Annotated in this window: 21 protein-coding genes; 2 read left to right on the top strand and 19 right to left on the bottom strand. The window is 71.0% G+C overall.

Annotated elements, in window-relative coordinates; translation table 11 throughout:
* Positions 1–13 precede the first annotated feature (13 nt).
* Positions 14–379 carry a metalloregulator ArsR/SmtB family transcription factor gene (locus AB0M59_RS10560; RefSeq protein ID WP_364611936.1) on the top strand — a complete coding sequence of 122 codons (366 nt, stop codon included), beginning with the start codon at positions 14–16 and terminating at the stop codon, positions 377–379.
* On the top strand, positions 379–792 hold the full coding sequence (locus tag AB0M59_RS10555; protein WP_364612223.1) for a Fur family transcriptional regulator: 414 nt from the start codon (positions 379–381) through the stop codon (positions 790–792). The genes AB0M59_RS10560 and AB0M59_RS10555 overlap by 1 nt, the downstream gene beginning before the upstream one ends.
* A gap of 276 nt (positions 793–1,068) precedes the next feature.
* On the opposite strand, the gene AB0M59_RS10550 is transcribed toward AB0M59_RS10555, so the two are convergent.
* The 19 genes from AB0M59_RS10550 to hrcA all read right to left on the bottom strand — a co-directional run bounded on the left by AB0M59_RS10550 (position 1,069) and on the right by hrcA (position 15,940).
* Positions 1,069–1,791: a TIGR03943 family protein gene (locus AB0M59_RS10550; RefSeq protein ID WP_364611933.1), complete on the bottom strand. Its 723-nt coding sequence runs from the start codon at positions 1,789–1,791 to the stop codon at positions 1,069–1,071.
* A complete protein-coding gene (locus tag AB0M59_RS10545) occupies positions 1,788–2,789 on the bottom strand; it encodes a permease (protein WP_364611930.1) in 1,002 nt (333 codons plus the stop codon). The genes AB0M59_RS10550 and AB0M59_RS10545 overlap by 4 nt, the downstream gene beginning before the upstream one ends.
* A gap of 119 nt (positions 2,790–2,908) precedes the next feature.
* A complete protein-coding gene (locus AB0M59_RS10540; RefSeq protein ID WP_364611927.1) occupies positions 2,909–3,334 on the bottom strand; it encodes a hypothetical protein in 426 nt (141 codons plus the stop codon).
* Complete coding sequence (locus tag AB0M59_RS10535) at positions 3,331–4,143, bottom strand: isoprenyl transferase (protein ID WP_364611924.1); 813 nt, start codon at positions 4,141–4,143, stop codon at positions 3,331–3,333. Before AB0M59_RS10535 ends, AB0M59_RS10540 begins: the two co-directional genes overlap by 4 nt.
* A 41-nt stretch (positions 4,144–4,184) precedes the next feature.
* Positions 4,185–5,009 carry a DNA repair protein RecO gene (recO, locus tag AB0M59_RS10530; RefSeq protein WP_364611921.1) on the bottom strand — a complete coding sequence of 275 codons (825 nt, stop codon included), beginning with the start codon at positions 5,007–5,009 and terminating at the stop codon, positions 4,185–4,187.
* Positions 5,010–5,069: 60 nt separating this feature from the next.
* Positions 5,070–5,537, bottom strand: coding sequence for a CD225/dispanin family protein (locus tag AB0M59_RS10525; protein WP_364611918.1), 468 nt, complete (start codon positions 5,535–5,537; stop codon positions 5,070–5,072).
* Between the two features lie 69 nt (positions 5,538–5,606).
* The gene (locus AB0M59_RS10520) at positions 5,607–6,629 is read right to left on the bottom strand and encodes an RDD family protein (RefSeq protein ID WP_364611915.1); all 1,023 of its coding nucleotides are present in this window, start codon (positions 6,627–6,629) and stop codon (positions 5,607–5,609) included.
* A 186-nt stretch (positions 6,630–6,815) separates the two neighbouring features.
* Positions 6,816–7,265, bottom strand: a complete 450-nt coding sequence (locus AB0M59_RS10515; protein ID WP_364611912.1) for a DUF2752 domain-containing protein — start codon at positions 7,263–7,265, stop codon at positions 6,816–6,818.
* Complete coding sequence (locus AB0M59_RS10510; protein ID WP_364611910.1) at positions 7,262–7,585, bottom strand: CD225/dispanin family protein; 324 nt, start codon at positions 7,583–7,585, stop codon at positions 7,262–7,264. The genes AB0M59_RS10515 and AB0M59_RS10510 overlap by 4 nt, the downstream gene beginning before the upstream one ends.
* 25 nt (positions 7,586–7,610) lie before the next feature.
* Complete coding sequence (locus AB0M59_RS10505; RefSeq protein ID WP_364611907.1) at positions 7,611–7,913, bottom strand: CD225/dispanin family protein; 303 nt, start codon at positions 7,911–7,913, stop codon at positions 7,611–7,613.
* A 1-nt stretch (position 7,914) separates the two neighbouring features.
* A complete protein-coding gene (gene era, locus AB0M59_RS10500; protein ID WP_364366461.1) occupies positions 7,915–8,811 on the bottom strand; it encodes a GTPase Era in 897 nt (298 codons plus the stop codon).
* Complete coding sequence (locus tag AB0M59_RS10495) at positions 8,808–9,146, bottom strand: cytidine deaminase (RefSeq protein ID WP_364366464.1); 339 nt, start codon at positions 9,144–9,146, stop codon at positions 8,808–8,810. Before AB0M59_RS10495 ends, era begins: the two co-directional genes overlap by 4 nt.
* Entirely contained in the window at positions 9,139–10,485 is a 1,347-nt protein-coding gene (locus tag AB0M59_RS10490) for a hemolysin family protein (protein ID WP_364611904.1), read from the bottom strand. The genes AB0M59_RS10495 and AB0M59_RS10490 overlap by 8 nt, the downstream gene beginning before the upstream one ends.
* 9 nt (positions 10,486–10,494) lie before the next feature.
* Complete coding sequence (ybeY, locus tag AB0M59_RS10485) at positions 10,495–11,067, bottom strand: rRNA maturation RNase YbeY (protein WP_364611901.1); 573 nt, start codon at positions 11,065–11,067, stop codon at positions 10,495–10,497.
* Positions 11,064–12,140 (bottom strand): PhoH family protein, encoded by a 1,077-nt coding sequence (locus AB0M59_RS10480; protein WP_364611898.1) that lies wholly within the window; start codon positions 12,138–12,140, stop codon positions 11,064–11,066. The genes ybeY and AB0M59_RS10480 overlap by 4 nt, the downstream gene beginning before the upstream one ends.
* 87 nt (positions 12,141–12,227) lie before the next feature.
* The gene (locus tag AB0M59_RS10475; RefSeq protein WP_364611895.1) at positions 12,228–12,590 is read right to left on the bottom strand and encodes a histidine triad nucleotide-binding protein; all 363 of its coding nucleotides are present in this window, start codon (positions 12,588–12,590) and stop codon (positions 12,228–12,230) included.
* A gap of 371 nt (positions 12,591–12,961) precedes the next feature.
* Positions 12,962–13,714: a 16S rRNA (uracil(1498)-N(3))-methyltransferase gene (locus AB0M59_RS10470; protein WP_364611893.1), complete on the bottom strand. Its 753-nt coding sequence runs from the start codon at positions 13,712–13,714 to the stop codon at positions 12,962–12,964.
* Positions 13,715–13,716: 2 nt separating this feature from the next.
* Positions 13,717–14,886 carry a molecular chaperone DnaJ gene (gene dnaJ, locus AB0M59_RS10465; protein ID WP_364611890.1) on the bottom strand — a complete coding sequence of 390 codons (1,170 nt, stop codon included), beginning with the start codon at positions 14,884–14,886 and terminating at the stop codon, positions 13,717–13,719.
* 31 nt (positions 14,887–14,917) lie between these two features.
* Complete coding sequence (hrcA, locus tag AB0M59_RS10460; protein ID WP_155545739.1) at positions 14,918–15,940, bottom strand: heat-inducible transcriptional repressor HrcA; 1,023 nt, start codon at positions 15,938–15,940, stop codon at positions 14,918–14,920.
* Positions 15,941–15,944: the final 4 nt, after the last annotated feature.

Raw genomic sequence — 15,944 nt, 5'->3', positions numbered from 1 at the left:
CGTGGAGGCGGGAATGGCGACAGTCACCGGAGGTGGCGCCCAGCCGGGCCTCGCGGAGTGCGCCCCGGTGGCGGCCGAGGCGCCGGCCCATCCGCCCGCGTCGGTCCTGAACGACGCGGGCGACCTGTTGCGCGCACTGGCGGCCCCGGTCCGGATCGCGATCGTGCTGCAACTGCGCGCGGCCGACCGGTGCGTGCACGAGCTGGTCGACGCCCTCGACGTCGCCCAGCCGCTGATCAGCCAGCACCTGCGCGTGCTGAAGACCGCCGGGGTGGTCCAGGGCGAGCGCCGCGGCCGCGAGGTCGTCTACCGGCTCGCCGACGACCACCTGGCGCACATCGTCGTCGACGCGGTCGCCCACGTGCAGGAAGGAAAATGATGAACGCCATCGCCCCGCGAAGCCAGGCCCCGGTGCCCGGGCGCCGATCGACCCGCCAGCGGGCCGCGGTCGTCGAGCTGCTGAGCACCGTCGACGACTTCCGGTCGGCCCAGGAACTGCACGACGAGCTGCGCAAACGCGGCGACGGCATCGGCCTGACGACGGTCTACCGCACGCTGCAGTCGCTGTCGGAGGCCGGCGAGATCGACGTCTTGAGGACGGACTCGGGCGAGGCGATTTACCGGCGTTGCTCGGCACACCACCACCATCACCTGGTGTGCCGCCTGTGCGGCCGGACGGTGGAGGTCGAGGGGCCGGCGGTGGAGCGCTGGGCGGAGAAGATCGCGGCCGAGCACGGCTTTTCGGAGATCTCGCACACGGTGGAGATCACCGGAACCTGCGCGGAGCACTGACCCCGGATCCGCCGCGGAAAGGTCTTGAATGAGTCATTCAAGACCTCCGAAGACCTGAATGAGTCATTCAAGACACCGCTGCCGCGTGGTTGCGGCCGCCGATCGGCGCGATCGGCAACCCGCCCCGAGGTCGCGAATGACTCATACGGGACCTCCGACGTCGCGAATGACTCATTCGCGACGCACCCAGCCTGCCGGACCGACACCCCCGGCCACGCGAACTCACGGCCGGCGGGCCCGGGTCGCTGCCGCCGAGCGCCTCTCGCGTTGCCTGGCTCAGTACTCGTACGGGTCCTTCGGTGCGGGGACCGTCGCGATCGAAGCCAGCGTGAAGTCCGGCGTGTAGCTGTTGTCCTTCGTCGCCGTGCCGGGGACGACCTGGCCCGTCACCCGGATCCACGCGTCGCTCGCGAGGGGGTCGGCTTCGCCGCCGCGGAGGTGGACCGTCACCGGGAACGCGTCCGCCGCGCAGCAGCTGATCACCAGGCGGGCCAGCAGCGTGCGGCCGCCCGTGTGCACGACGAAGCCCGTCAACGAGACCGTGCGGTTGTCGAGGGTGCCCGACGCGTCCCAGCCCGCGCGGCTGACGAACTCGTTCACCGCCAGCGGCACCACGTTCCCCGCGGGCAGCGGCGGGAAGGCGGCGGCGTTGGCCGCGGCCGCGCTCGCCGGGACCCGTGCCTCGGTGCGGATCACCGAGTCGGCGCCCAGTGCGGGCGGTGCGACGAGGAAGACCGCCAGCACCGGCACCAGCAGCAGCCAGGCGGGCCGCGCCGAGTGGGAGTGGCCGTCGTGGTCGTGGTCGACGGCTTTCGCCCGCGCGGCCAGGAGATCGCGCACGATCGCGACGGCGCCGAGCAGCACCATGACCGCCCCGCCCACGATGATCCACGGCTGCTGCGCCGGCTTGACGTAACGCAGGTAGTCGCCGTTCACCGCGATCTTGACCAGCGCGCCGCCGAGCAGGATCAGCAGGATGTTCTGCGTTTCGCGCCTCATGCCACGCCCACCAGCAGGCCGGCCACCACGGCACACCCGGCCGCCACCACGAACGTCGCCGGGGCGAACCGCACCGCGAACGACTTGCCGAACGTGCCCGCCTGCAACGCGAACAGCTTCACGTCCACCGCCGGTCCCACCACCAGGAACACCAGCTTCGGCAACATCGGCAACGCCGTCAGCGACGCCGCCACGAACGCGTCCGCCTCGCTGCACAGCGCCAGCACCACCGCCAGCACCGCCATCACCACGATGCCCAGCACCAACTGCTCGCCCAGCACCCCGAACCAGCGAGCCGGCACCAGCACGTTCAACGCCGACGAGATCATTGCGCCCAGCACCAGGAACCCACCCGCTTCGACCAGGTCCGTGCGGGCCGTCTCGGCGAACACCCGCCAGCGCTGACCGGGCGGGACTTCGGGCAGGCGCCGCAACGCCCGGGAAGTGATCCACTCCAGCTTGCCCCAGCGAGCCCACAGCCAGCCCATCACCATCGCCGTCGCCAGCGAACCCGCGAAGCGCGCCAGCACCATCTCCGGCTTGCCCGGGAACGCCACCGCCGTCGCCACCAGCACCACCGGGTTCACCGCCGGCGCCGCCAGCAGGAACGTCAGCGCCGCCGCCGGCGCCACACCCTGCCCCATCAGCCGGCGCGCCACCGGCACCGAAGCGCATTCACAGCCCGGCAGCGCGACCCCGGCCAGCCCGGCGACACCGACCGCCGCACCCGCGCGCCGGGGCAGCACCTTCTCCAGCACCCGGGCCGGCACGAACGCCGCGATGGCCCCGCTGATCAGCACGCCCAGCACGAGGAACGGCAGGGCCTGGACGCAGACGGCGACGAACACGGTCGAGCCGGTGCGCAGCGCGGGCACGTCGAACGCCTGCTGCAGCCAGCCCTGGGCGAGGATCGCGACCAGCAGGATCGCGCACAGCACCTCGACGGAGCTGATGCGGAACCGGCGGGTGCGCCGAGCCGAGTCGGAAACGATGTTCACGAAGGCGATGATGCCAGCAGGGTCCGACAGCGGGAGCGCCGCACAGCCGCGAACGGTCGAAAAGTGCCGGATTCCGACCGGAATTCGCCGTTCGCGACGAGAACTACACCCCGAGTGGGTTACTCGCCGGGCTCGATTCCCGGCAAATCGGTCCGCAGCTGCGACGCCGTCGACACCACCAGCATCAGCAACGTCCCGAGCGCCGCCACGTCGAGTCCCGCAGCCGGGAACGCGTACCGCAGGGTCACGTCCACGCCGTTGTCGGAGTGCCCGACGCCCAGCGTCCCGAACAGTCCCTGGCCCGCCCGCTCGGCGACGGCGATCGACAGCTCCGGCCCATCCGGGAGGTCCCAGCCGACGACGCAGGTCAGCGTCAGCACGGTGAGACCCTCGCCGAGCCGGGTCGCCTGGATCACGCACGGGACGTCGCCGTGGGCGAACGTCAACGCGCCGTCGTCGTCTACGTGTACCTCGAGGTAGCGCTCGAGAGATTCCTTAGCCTGCGTAAGCAGTTCCGCGGTCTCGGCCGCTTCGGTCGCGCTCATGACGAGGCCTGGTCGACAGCGCCGCCGAAGCGGCGATCCCGCTTCGCGAACTCCAGGCACGCGCGCCACAGGTGCGTCCGGTCGAAGTCCGGGAACAGCGTGTCCTGGTAGACCATCTCGGCGTAGGCCGACTGCCACAGCAGGAAGTTCGACGTCCGCTGCTCGCCCGAAGGCCGCAGGAACAGGTCCACGTCCGGCATGTCCGGCTGGTACAGGTACTTGCCGATGGTCTTCTCGGTGACCTTGTCGGGGTTCAGCTTGCCATCGGCGACGTCCCGCGCGATCCGCTGCATCGCGTCACCCAGCTCGGCGCGGCCGCCGTAGTTGACGCACATCGTCATGTTCAGCGCCGTGTTGTGCTTGGTCTTTTCCTCGGCCGCCTGCAGTTCCTTGATCACCGACGCCCACAGCTTCGGCCGCCGCCCGGCCCAGCGGATGCGCACGCCGATCGAGCCGAGGTAGTCGACCTGACGGCGGATCGTGTCGCGGTTGAAGCCCATCAGGAACCGCACCTCTTCGGGGCTGCGCTTCCAGTTCTCCGTCGAGAACGCGTACACCGAGAGCCACTTGACGCCGATCTCGACGGCGCCGGCGGCGACGTCGATCATCACCGCTTCGCCGCGCTTGTGGCCTTCGATCCGCGGCAGGCCGCGCTGGTTGGCCCAGCGGCCGTTGCCGTCCATGACCAGCGCGACGTGCTTCGGGACCAGCTCGCGCGGGATTTCCGGCGGCTTCGCACCGGACGAATGCGGATCCGGGGCCCGCAGCTCGTACCGCGACGCCTTGCTCTCGCGTCCCCTGCGCAGCACTGCGAGCCTCCCTGGATGGGTGAAACCGATCAGGGCCGACCCTACTGCCCGCGCACCCCCTGTCCTTCGGGGGTCCGGGTGGCGGAGCCCCCGGCTCGGGGCGAAGCCCCGGATGGCACGGCAGTCTCCCGGGCACGTCGCTCGACCAGGGGAAGGGACCGGAGCTGACGCTCCAGATGCCACTGCAGGTGCGCCGCGACCAGGCCGCTCGCGTCGCGGCGGGTGCCCTGCTGGGTCGACTCGGCCAGCGGCCATTCGCCGTGGAGCAGGGCGGTGAGCAGGTCCAGGACCTCGGGCGCGGGGTGCACGGAGCCGGGGACGCGGCAGTCCGGGCACATCGAGCCGCCGGCCGCGACGCTGAACGCGACGTGCGGGCCGGGCAGGCCGCAGCGGGCGCACTCGGTGAGCGCGGGCGCCCAGCCGGCGTAGGACATCGCGCGGAGGAAAAAGGCGTCGAGCACGAGGGAGGCGTCACGCTCCCCGGCGGCGAGGGAACGCAATGCGCCGCAGACGAGGAGGTAGAGCTTGAGCACCGGTTCGCCCTCTTCGGCCGAGAGCCGGTCCGCGGTTTCGGCGATCGCGCTGGCCGCGGTGTAGCGCTGGTAGTCGGCGACCAGCGGCAACTGGAACGCGTCGACGGTCTCGACCTGGGTGATGACGTCGAGGGTGCGGCCGGTGTAGAACTGCACGTCGACGTGGCCGAACGGCTCCAGCCGGGCCCCGAACCGCGAAGACGTCCGCCGCACGCCCTTCGCGACGGCGCGGACCTTGCCGTGCCGGCGCGTGAGCAGGGTGACGATCCGGTCGGCCTCACCCAGCTTGTGCGTGCGCAACACCACCCCGGTGTCGCGGTAGAGGTTCACCACCCCGACATCGTCCCACTCTCGGGTGATGCCGGGGTGGAGCGCCCCGCTGAATCGCCGGTATCAGCAGTAGTAGCCGTAGCAGGTGCTGACGGCCACCGCCGAGACGATGATCGCGATGATCGCGACGACGCAGCCGATGCTGCCCAGGATGGTGGAGATCAGGCAGAGCGTCTTGGTGGTGCGCGACGCCTGCTCCGCCATCATGTAGTTGCCCTGCATCTTGTACGTGCCGACCTCGTTCGACTTCATGATCGCGAAGATGCCGAGGATCAGGCCGCCCAGGAAGAGCGAGGCGATGGCCCAGCCCTTGTAGTCCTTGATGGCGTTGATGTCGCCGCCACCGCCGGGCATGCCGTAGCCGGGGGCGCCGAAGCCGCCGGTCGGGGGCTGGCCGTACGGCGCGGGCTGGCCGTAGGCGGGCATCCCGCCCGACGGCGTGCCGTAGCCGGGCTGCTGCTGCGGGAATCCACCGGATTGCGGCGGCTGCTGGCCGTAAGGCGGCTGCTGCTGGCCGTAGGGATTGGTCATGAACGTCTACCCCAATTACTCGTGAACGTCCGCTGGGTCACCCCGGCGGTGGTGCAGGAAAAGCGTGCGTCAGTGGTGCGGCGGCTGGTCGTTCGGCGGCTGACCGAACTGACCCGGTGGGAACTTCTGGGTTTCCCCGGCGTCGCCCTGGCTTCCGGGACGCAGCATCTGCGTCCGCTCGGCCTGTTCGTCGAACGCGGACCCACCGCTCCCGGCGGAGTCCGGACGGAGCATCTCGGTGCGCTCGACCTCGTCGAAGGCGGAGCCGCCCGGCGGCGGCGCGAGCGGTTGGCCCGGCTGCTGCCCGAACCCGCCGGACTGCGGCTGCTGCGGGAAACCGCCGGAGGCCGGCTGCTGCGGGAAACCACCCGGTGCGGGCTGGCCGAAGCCACCGGATTGGGGCTGCTGCGGGAATCCACCGGACGGCGGCTGGCCGAACTGGCCGGGCTGCTGCCCCGGCGGCGGGTAGCCACCGGCGAAGGACTGCGCGCCGGGCTGGCCGAACGGGGCCTGGCCGGGAACCGCGTCCGCCTGCACCACGACGGAGCTGACGATCTTGTCCGCGAAGGTCTGGCTCTTGTCGTCCCAGAGCGGCCACAGGTAGCCGAGGTAGCAGGGAAGACCGTCGACGATGTGGCAGAGGTCGCGCAGGAACGCGGTCCCGGCGCCGACCGGCTGCCCGGTCTGCTCCGAAACCAGCTTGATCCCGAGGACGCGCTTGCCCAGCGACTGACCGGTGTTGCCCTGCTGGATCCACCGGTTGTAGACGGCCCAGCCGATACCGATGAGGCCACCGAGTCCGTACAGGAGCAGGCCGATGGCCCGCGCACCGCTCACGGTCAGGATGACGGCGAGGATGTAGACGACGATGATCGGCGCCTGGTCGATGATCAGCGCGCCGGCACGCTGGCCCCAGTTCCCGTAGTTTTGTGGTGCACCGAAGGGATTTCCCGGCTGGCCGAACGGCGCCGGCTGCCCGTACGGCGCGGGCTGCCCGTAGGGCGGCGGCGCCTGACCGGGCGGCGGTTGCCCGAACGGCTGCTGGCCCCCGGGCTGCTGCCCGAACGGCTGCTGACCGTAGGGATCGGTCATCTGGGTCTCCCCCTCGCTGGTCACTCCACCGCACGCTCCGCGCGGAACCGGGTGCGAATGTACGGCACCGGTCCGCGGGAGCGTACTCGGTTCACCTGCGGCCGTGCTGCCCAGGCATCCACTGTCCGGGTGAACCCGACGAGCCTCCGACGCAGTGCGTGGCGAAGCGGTTCCCGTGCGTGGAAATCAGACGCGCAGACCGGTGAACGGGGCGAACGGGAGGTTGCGAATGACGAACCAGACGGCGAACACGACGCCGACGGTCAGCGGGGTCCAGCGCCAGTGCAGCCAGCTGTTCACCCAGCGGCCGCGCAGCCGCCCGACGGTCCAGGCGGCCGTGCTCCAGACGAACAAGAGGATGAAGACGAGCGACACCGCGTTGTAGTGCAGGGCCGCCGGAAGGTCGCCGTGCATCAGGCTGTACGCCATCCGCATGCCACCGCAGCCCGGGCAGTCGATGCCGAACAGCGCCTTGGTCGGGCAGACGGGGAGAAAGCCGCCCGGGGTGGTGGGGTCGCCGATCAGGACCGCCGCGCAGCACACGCCGAGCCCGCCGACGACGGCCATCGGGGCGCCGAGGGCGCGCAGCGTGGCCTTGGCGCCGCGGGCCGGGTATCCCGTGTAGACGGTCGTCATGGCACCAGCGACCAGAAGGAGACGCCGACGAGGGCGAACATGACCAGGATGAACGCGAGGTAGAGCCCGATCAGCACGCCGGACGAGATCGCCGACCACATCGCCCACTTGCGGGCTTCGTCGGCGGCCCGGTGCGCTTCCGCGTGGAAGCCCTGGAACCACAGGGAGTTGACCTGGCTCGCCTTCACGATGGCGACGATACCCAACGGCAGGCAGCACATCACCGTCGAGAGGATCGCCCAGACCAGGTTGTTGTCCGGCGGCGGCCCGTAGTTCGGCACCCAGCCGTGCGGCGGGTACTGCTGGTAGGGGTGGGTCACCGGATCGCCTCCTGCTCGGGTCGCGTCAGTACGACGCGGCGTCGTCGAGCAGCGTTCCCAGCAGCAGGACACCGCCGGCGACCAGGGCGACCCAGAACACCACTCCGACGACGGCACCGATGATCGCCCAGCGCCGCGCGGCACCGGCCGCGTCGCGGGCGGCGTCCGGGTCACCCTGCGCCCAGAGCTTCTCCACCTTGGCCGCCTGGAAGATCGAGACGATGCCGAAGGGCAGGCACAGGATCGCGGCGACGATGCCCCAGACCAGGTTGCTCGCGGGCGGGGGCCCGGGGTTGTAGTCCGCGGGCGGCCGCGGCTGCTCGCTCACGTCAGAACCCGAGCCGGCGCAGCTGCCGGGGGTCGCGCTGCCACTCCTTGGCCACCTTGATGTGCAGGTCGAGGTAGACCTTCGAGCCGAGCAGCGCCTCGATGTTCTTGCGGGCGGCGGCGCCGACCTCGCGCAGCCGCTCGCCCTTGTGCCCGAGGATGATGCCCTTCTGGCTGGGGCGCTCGACGTAGAGGAACGCGTGCACGTCGATGAGGTCGTCGCGGCCTTCGTGGGGCAGCATCTCCTCGACCGTGACGGCGATCGAGTGCGGCAGCTCGTCGCGGACGCCTTCCAGCGCCGCCTCGCGGATGAGCTCGGCGACCAGCGTCTGCTCGGGTTCGTCGGTGAGCTCGCCACCCGGGTAGAGCTGCGGGCCTTCGGGGAGCTTGCCGACGAGCAGGTCCGCGAGCGCGCCGACCTGGAAGCCGTCCACCGCGGACACCGGGATCAGCTCGGCGAACTCCATCACCGCCTGCAGCGCGAGCAGCTGCTCGGCGACCTGCTGGGGCTGGACGAGGTCGGTCTTGGTGACCACCCCGATCACCGGGGTGCGCTTGGCGATCTTCGCCAGCTCGGCGGCGATGAACTTGTCGCCGGGGCCGATCTTTTCGTTCGCCGGCACGCAGAACCCGACGACGTCCACTTCGGACCACGTCGTGTGCACGATGTCGTTGAGCCGCTGCCCCAGCAGGGTCCGGGGGCGGTGCAGGCCGGGGGTGTCGATGAGGATGAGCTGAGCGTCCTCGCGGGACACGATGCCGCGGATCGCGTGGCGCGTGGTCTGCGGCTTGCTGGAGGTGATCGCGACCTTGGTGCCGACGAGCGCGTTGGTCAGCGTCGACTTGCCCGCGTTGGGACGGCCGACGAAGCAGGCGAAGCCGGAGCGGTGTTCGGTCATCGTTCGAGCACCTCGAGAACCGTGCCGTCCGGGGCGGCGAGGATGATCGGCGCGTACCTCGCCAGGTCGCGGACGGCGTGCACGGACGCGCCCTTCAGCAGTCCTTCTTCGCTGACGACGGCGGCGGCTTCGATGCCTTCGGCGCCGCTGGACAGCGCCGCGGCGACCGCGGCCTGGAGCGCGGTGAGCTTGAACGACGGCTGGTCGACCGTGCCCGCGGCGTAGGTGCGGCCGTCGGTGTCGCGGACCGCGGCGCCTTCGGGAGCCTGGATCCGGGCGCGCGAGGACCGGGCGAGGGTGACCAGCTTCTGGTCCTCCGCCTCGAGGTCAGGCATGTTCGACGCTCCTGTCGCGTTCGTCGGGGTGGGGCAGGCGCGTGCGGCGCCGGGTGGTGCGGTCGGCCGGGTCGGTCATCGCCTCGGCATCGGCCGGGTGCACGACCACGGAGGTGATCCGCATGCGGCCGCGCCGGTCCTTGCCGCCTTCGGCGAACAGCCTAAGGCCGGCGACCTCGGCTTCGGCCCCCGGCAGCGGGACCCTACCCAGTCGTTCCGCGAGCAGCCCGCCCACGGTCTCCACGTCGTGGTCTTCGAGGTCGATGCCGAAGAGCTCGCCCAGGTCGTCGACGCTCATCCGGGACGACACGCGGACGGCGCCGTCGGCGAGCTCTTCGACCTCGGGGCGCTCGTCGGCGTCGGACTCGTCGGTGATCTCGCCGACGATCTCCTCGAGGACGTCCTCGATGGTGAGCAGGCCGGCGGTGCCGCCGTACTCGTCGACGGCGATCGCCATGTGGTGGTGCGAGCGCTGCATCTCCTTGAGGAGCTCGTCGAGGCGCTTGGAGTCGGGAACGAAGGAGGCTTCGTTCATCAGCGTGTCGACGACCGTGCTCGACCCGTCCGGGTCCATGTACGCCGACATCAGGTCCTTGATGTTGACGACGCCGACGATGTCGTCGACGGACTCGTCGATCACCGGGAGCCGGGTGAAGCCGGTGCGCAGGGCCAAGGCCAGGGCCTGGCGGACGGTCTTGGTGCGTTCGATCCAGACGATCTCGGTGCGCGGCACCATGACCTCGCGCGCGACGGTGTCGCCGAGCTCGAACACCGAGTGGATCATCTCGCGCTCGGAGTCCTCGACGACGCCGCGTTCCTGGGCGAGGTCGACGAGCTCGCGCAGCTCGACCTCGGAGGTGAACGGGCCTTCGCGGAAGCCCTGGCCGGGGGTGATGGCGTTACCGATGAGGATGAGCAGCCGGGACAGCGGGCCGAGGACCGAGCCGAGGACGCGGACGGGCCCGGCGACGTAGCGGCCGATGCGGTACGGGTGCTGGCGGCCGAGGGTGCGGGGGCCGACGCCGATGAGGACGTAGCTGACGACGACCATCACGACGGCGGCGACGAGCACGGCGAGGCCGAGCGGCCGGAGCCGGGTGCCGACGAAGACGGTGACCAGCACGGTGGCCGTGAGCTCGCAGCCGAGGCGGAGCAGGAGCAGCAGGTTGATGTGCCGCCGGCGTTCGGCGACGACGGCGGCGAGCTGGCGGGCACCGGGCAGCCCGAGCCGGGCGAGGCCTTCGGCCCGGGCTTGCGACACGGTGCTGATGGCGGCGTCGGCCGCCGCGAACACGCCCGCGAGGAGCACGAGCGCGATCGCGAAGAGGAGCTGGACCATGGCTGTGGCCTAGGGCGTTTCCCCGGACGGGGCTTCGCCGGCCGGGGTGGCGCCCGCGTCGAGCCCCGCGATGCCGAGGACGCGGTCGTCGGTGTTGCGCTGGGCGTCCCGCTTCTCCAGCGCGGCGACGGCGTCCTGGTACTCGCCGAGGATCCGCTTCTGGAGGGCGAACATCTCGCGCTCCTCGGCGGGTTCGGCGTGGTCGTACCCGAGGAGGTGGAGGCAGCCGTGCACGGTGAGCAGGTGCAGCTCGTCGATCAGGTCGTGGCCCGCGGTCTTGGCCTGGTCCTTGGCGAACGCCGGGCAGAGCACGATGTCCCCGAGCAGCGCCGGCGACGCGTCGGGCGCGTCCGGGCGGCGCGAGGAGTCGAGCTCGTCCATCGGGAAGGCCATGACGTCGGTGGGACCCGGGAGGTCCATCCAGCGTTCGTGCAGGTCTTCCATGACGTCGAGGGTGACGAGCAGGATGGACAGCTCGGCGAGCGGGCTGACCTCCATCTTGTCGAGGGCGTAGCGCGCGGCCGAGACGATGGACGTCTCGTCGACGTCGACGCCGGACTCGTTGGCGATCTCGATGCTCACCGCCGGTTGCCCTTCCAGCCGTTGCCCTGCTGCTGGTCCTGCGCGTCCTGCACGGCCTGCCACTTCTCGTAGGCGTCGACGATGTCGCCGACGAGCTTGTGCCGGACGACGTCCTGGCTGGTCAGTTCGGCGAAGTGGAGGCCTTCGACGCCGCCGAGGATGTCGCGCACGACGCGGAGGCCGCTGCGCTGCCCGTTCGGCAGGTCGACCTGCGTGACGTCACCGGTGACGACGATCTTGGAGCCCTGGCCGAGGCGGGTGAGGAACATCTTCATCTGCTCGGGCGTGGTGTTCTGGGCCTCGTCGAGGATGATGAAGGCGTCGTTCAGGGTGCGGCCGCGCATGTAGGCGAGCGGCGCGATCTCGATGGTGCCGGCCTGCATGAGCCGCGGGATCGACTCGGGTTCGACCATGTCGTGCAGCGCGTCGTAGAGCGGCCGCAGGTAGGGGTCGATCTTCTCGTTGAGCGTGCCGGGCAGGTAGCCGAGGCGCTCGCCGGCTTCGACGGCGGGGCGGGTCAGCACGATGCGGGTGACCTGCTTGGCCTGGAGGGCCTGGACGGCCTTCGCCATGGCGAGGTAGGTCTTGCCGGTGCCGGCGGGGCCGATGCCGAAGACGACGGTGTGCTTGTCGATGGCGTCGACGTAGCGCTTCTGGTTGAGCGTCTTGGGCCGGATGGTCTTGCCGCGCCGGGAGACGATGTTGAGGCTGAGGACCTCGGCGGGCGACGCGTCCCCGGAGGAGAGCATGCCGATGGTGCGGCGGACGGTGTCCGGGCCGACCTGCTGCCCGCCGGTGGCGAGGGTGACGAGGTCGGCGAAGACGCGTTCGGCGAAGGCGACGTCGGCGGGGGTGCCGGTGAGGGTGACCTCGTTGCCGCGGACGTGCACGTCGGCGGCCAGGAGCTCCTCGGCGACACGCAGGTTCTCGTCTCGGGAGCCGAGCAGGCTGAGGGCGGCGGCGTCGGGAATGGGGAACCGGGACTGCGCAGCCTGAACGGAGGCATCCTCGGTCTTGGCGACGTCCCCGGGGACGTCGGGTCGGGCGGCTCCACCCGGTGCGGTTCCGGCCACGTGGCCTCAGGCCTGCTTTCTCGGTGAGGGAGAACGGACCCCACCGATGCTACTGGCACCCACCGACAGAACGCAGACGGGTTTCGCCTAGTCCTGCTCAGGAGCCCCGAAGAGCCCGAGAGGCTCACCACCCAGAACATGGGCATGAACATGAAAAACGGTCTGCCCGGCATCCCCATCGGTGTTGAAGACAACCCGATACCCGCTCTCGGCAACCCCCTCAAGCTCAGCAACCTTCCGAGCAGTGGAGGCAACATCGGCAAGAAGCTGCGGGTCAGCGGAGGCAAGCTCCCCCAGGTTCCGATACCGGGTCTTGGGCACAACAAGCACATGAACCTTCGCCTGAGGCCGAATATCCCTGAAGGCAAAGGTCCGCTCGTCCTGATAGACGACATCAGCAGGGATCTCCCCGGCAATGACCCGCTCGAAGAGAGTCTCATCCTCACGCATGAGAAGCACCCTACCGACCCAACGCGCCCCACAAGACATGCACCGAGCGAAGGCGCGGGGGTCCGGGGCTCGCCCCGGCGGGGGTCTGGGGGTCCGACCCCCAGAAAACACAACGAACGCGAAGCGGCCCACTGACCGAAGCGAAGCGAGGGAAAGGGGGCCGCGGAGCGGTAGACCCTGGGGGTCGATCTACCGCCACCGCGGCGGCCGCCGGACCGAGGGGGGAGGTGCCCGGCGGGGTCTGTGCTTTCCCAGTGGCGCGCGGACACCGGAAACGGTGTGTGGCGCGTTAGTAAACGAGAGTAACGGGTCGGAGTGTGATCGCGCCATAACTGGGCGCAAAATCGGGGGTCTTTTTTCCGGTGATCTTTTCACCGCCAGCGGGTGGTGAGGGCGCCGAGCGCGCCGAGCGCGACGGCCGCGGCAGTGGACGTGCGAAGCACCGTCGTCCCCAGCCGCACGGCTCGCGCGCCGGCTTCGCGCAGCGTGCGGAGTTCGTCGTCGGTGATGCCGCCTTCGGGGCCCACCACCAGGAGAAGATCGCCGGTGTCCGGCAGGTCGAGGTCGGTCAGGCGGTCGGGGACGTCGGACTCGAGCACGATCGCGAGGGACGTCGTGGCCATCAGCCCGGCGAGCTCGCGGGTGCCGACGGGTTCGGTGACGTCGGGGACGTGGGCGCGGCGGGCTTGCTTGGCGGCGGCGCGGGCGGTGGCGCGCCAGCGGGCGAGGGCTTTGTCGCCGCGGCCGCCGTCGTCCCACTTGGCGACGCTGCGGGCGGCCCGCCACGGGACGATCGCGTCGACGCCGGCTTCGGTGGCGAGCTCGACCGCGAGCTCGCCGCGGTCGCCCTTGGCGAGGGCTTGGGCGAGGACGACGCGCAGCGCGGGTGGTTCCTCGGTCCAGCTCTCCTCGACCGACAGGGTCAGGACGGCGTCCCGGCCGGGCTGGACGGCTTCGACGACGCAGCGGGCCATGGTGCCCGCGCCGTCCGACAGCACCAGCCGCTCCCCCGCGCGGAGGCGGCGGACGGTGGCCGCGTGCCGGGCTTCCTCGCCGTCGAGCACCGCGCGCCCGGAGGCGGGGACGGCGTCGGCGAGGAAGACCGGCAGCGTGGTGTCGGGCACGGTCAGCGGTGGTTCTTCGCGCGCAGCTTGGAGAACAGGCCGCCGTGCTTGCTGCCGTTGGACGCCAGGGTCGGGACTTCCTCGCCGCGCTGCTGGGCGAGTTCGACGAGGAGGTCGCGCTGGGCTTCGTCGAGCTTCGTCGGGACCACGACGTCGATGTGGACGTGCAGGTCGCCGCGGCCGTCGACGCGGCCGGAGGACCGCAGCCGGGGCATGCCCTTGCCGGTGAGGACGAGCTCGGCGTTGGGCTGAGTGCCGGGCTCGACGTCGAGCTCGTAGTCGCCGTCGATGAGCGTCGAGATGGGCACCGTGGCGCCGAGGGCGGCGGTGGTCATCGGGATGCGGAAGTTGCAGTGCAGGTCGTGGCCCTGCCGGACGAACACCTCGTGCGGGGTCTCGTCGATCTCGACGTAGAGGTCGCCGGCCGGGCCGCCGCCGGGGCCGACCTCGCCCTGGCCGGACAGGCGGATGCGCATGCCGTCGCCGACGCCCGGCGGGATCTTGGCGGTGACGTTGCGGCGGGCGCGGATGCGGCCGTCGCCGCCGCACTGGCGGCAGGGGTCGGGGATGACCTCGCCGAAGCCGCGGCAGACCGGGCACGGGCGGGCCGTGACGACCTGGCCGAGGAACGACCGCTGGACGGACTGGACCTCGCCGGCGCCGCCGCAGGTGTCGCAGGTCTTGACGCCGGTGCCTTCGGTGGTGCCGGCGCCGCGGCAGAGGTCGCAGACGATCGCGGTGTCGACGGCGATCTCCTTGTCGACCCCGGTGGCGCAGTCCTCGAGGGACAGGCCGAGCCGGATCAGCGCGTCGGAGCCGGGCTGGACGCGGCTGCGGGGCCCGCGCCCTCGTCCGCCGCCACCACCGCCGGCCGCGCCGAAGAACGCGTCCATGATGTCGCCGAGGCCGCCGAACCCGGCGAACGGGTCACCGCCGCCCCCGCCGCGCGCGCCGCCGTCCATCGGGTCGCCGCCGAGGTCGACGATCTTGCGCTTCTGCGGGTCGGACAGCACCTCGTAGGCCGTGGTGACCTCGCCGAACTTGTGCTGCGCGTCTTCCGACGGGTTGACGTCGGGGTGCAGCTCCCGGGCCAGCTTCCGGTACGCGCGCTTGATGTCCTGATCGCTCGCGTTCTTGGCCACCCCGAGGATGCCGTAGTAGTCCCTCGCCACCGTCTCTGCTTCTCCTTCTGCTCTGCCCGGCTCAGCGGCCGGCCAGGATCTGCCCCACGTAGTTGGCGACCGCGCGCACCGCGGCGATCGTGCCGGGGTAGTCCATCCGGGTCGGGCCGACCACCCCCATGCCGCCGAGCACCATGTCCTGGCCGTATCCGATCGAGACGACCGAGGTGCTGCGCATTTGCTCGTCTTCATTTTCCTCACCGATGCGCACCGTGATCGCACCGGGGTTGCGCGCGGCGGCCAGGAGCTTGAGCACGACCACCTGCTCCTCGAGGGCTTCGAGGACCTGGCGCAGCGAACCCGGGAAGTCGGCGACGTTGCGCGTGAGGTTCGCGGTGCCGCCGAGGACCAGGCGTTCTTCGGGGTGTTCGGCCAGCGACTCGACCAGGACCGTGGTGACGCGGATGAGCGCGTCCCGCAGCTCGCCGGGTGCCTTGTCGGGCAGTTCGGCGACGCGTGCGGCCGCCTCGTTGAGCCGCCGCCCGGACATGGCCGTGTTGAGCACCGACCGCAGCCGCGCGACGTCTTCTTCCGTGACGACGTCGCCGAGGTCGACCGTGCGCTGGTCGACGCGGCCGTTGTCGGCGATCAGCACCAGCATCAGCCGCGCCGGGGTGAGCGGCACCACTTCGAGGTGGCGCACCTTGGCGTTGGTCAGCATCGGGTACTGGACGACGGCGACCTGCCGGGTCAGCTGCGCGAGCAGCCGGACCGAGCGGCGGAGGACGTCGTCGAGGTCGGTGCCGCTGTCGAGGAAGGTGGTGATCGCCCGCCGCTCGGGGGCGCTCAGCGGCTTGATCTCGGAGAGCCGGTCGACGAAGAGCCGGTAGCCCTTGTCGGTCGGCACGCGGCCGGCACTGGTGTGCGGCTGGGTGATGTAGCCCTCTTCTTCGAGGGTGGCCATGTCGTTGCGCACGGTGGCGCTCGACACACCCAGGTTGTGCCGCTCGACGATCGCCTTGGACCCGACGGGCTCCTGGTTGGAGACGTAGTCGGCCACGATCGCGCGCAGCACGTCGAAGCGGCGCTCGTCCGCGTTGGCCACCGGT

This window comes from Amycolatopsis sp. NPDC051371, assembly GCF_040682155.1.
Classification (GTDB): Bacteria; Actinomycetota; Actinomycetes; order Mycobacteriales; family Pseudonocardiaceae; genus Amycolatopsis.
Note: the sequence above shows the minus strand (reverse complement) of the source record. Positions and strands in the feature narration are given on the sequence as shown.

Coding starts and splice junctions, on each gene's coding strand:
- AB0M59_RS10560 (WP_364611936.1), top strand. CDS start 14: ATGGCGACAGTCACCGGAGGTGGCGCCCAGCCGGGCCTCGCGGAGTGC.
- AB0M59_RS10555 (WP_364612223.1), top strand. CDS start 379: ATGAACGCCATCGCCCCGCGAAGCCAGGCCCCGGTGCCCGGGCGCCGA.
- AB0M59_RS10550 (WP_364611933.1), bottom strand. CDS start 1,791: ATGAGGCGCGAAACGCAGAACATCCTGCTGATCCTGCTCGGCGGCGCG.
- AB0M59_RS10540 (WP_364611927.1), bottom strand. CDS start 3,334: ATGAGCGCGACCGAAGCGGCCGAGACCGCGGAACTGCTTACGCAGGCT.
- AB0M59_RS10525 (WP_364611918.1), bottom strand. CDS start 5,537: ATGACCAATCCCTACGGCCAGCAGCAGCCGCCTTACGGCCAGCAGCCG.
- AB0M59_RS10520 (WP_364611915.1), bottom strand. CDS start 6,629: ATGACCGATCCCTACGGTCAGCAGCCGTTCGGGCAGCAGCCCGGGGGC.
- AB0M59_RS10515 (WP_364611912.1), bottom strand. CDS start 7,265: ATGACGACCGTCTACACGGGATACCCGGCCCGCGGCGCCAAGGCCACG.
- era (WP_364366461.1), bottom strand. CDS start 8,811: ATGACCGAACACCGCTCCGGCTTCGCCTGCTTCGTCGGCCGTCCCAAC.
- AB0M59_RS10495 (WP_364366464.1), bottom strand. CDS start 9,146: ATGCCTGACCTCGAGGCGGAGGACCAGAAGCTGGTCACCCTCGCCCGG.
- AB0M59_RS10490 (WP_364611904.1), bottom strand. CDS start 10,485: ATGGTCCAGCTCCTCTTCGCGATCGCGCTCGTGCTCCTCGCGGGCGTG.
- AB0M59_RS10475 (WP_364611895.1), bottom strand. CDS start 12,590: ATGCGTGAGGATGAGACTCTCTTCGAGCGGGTCATTGCCGGGGAGATC.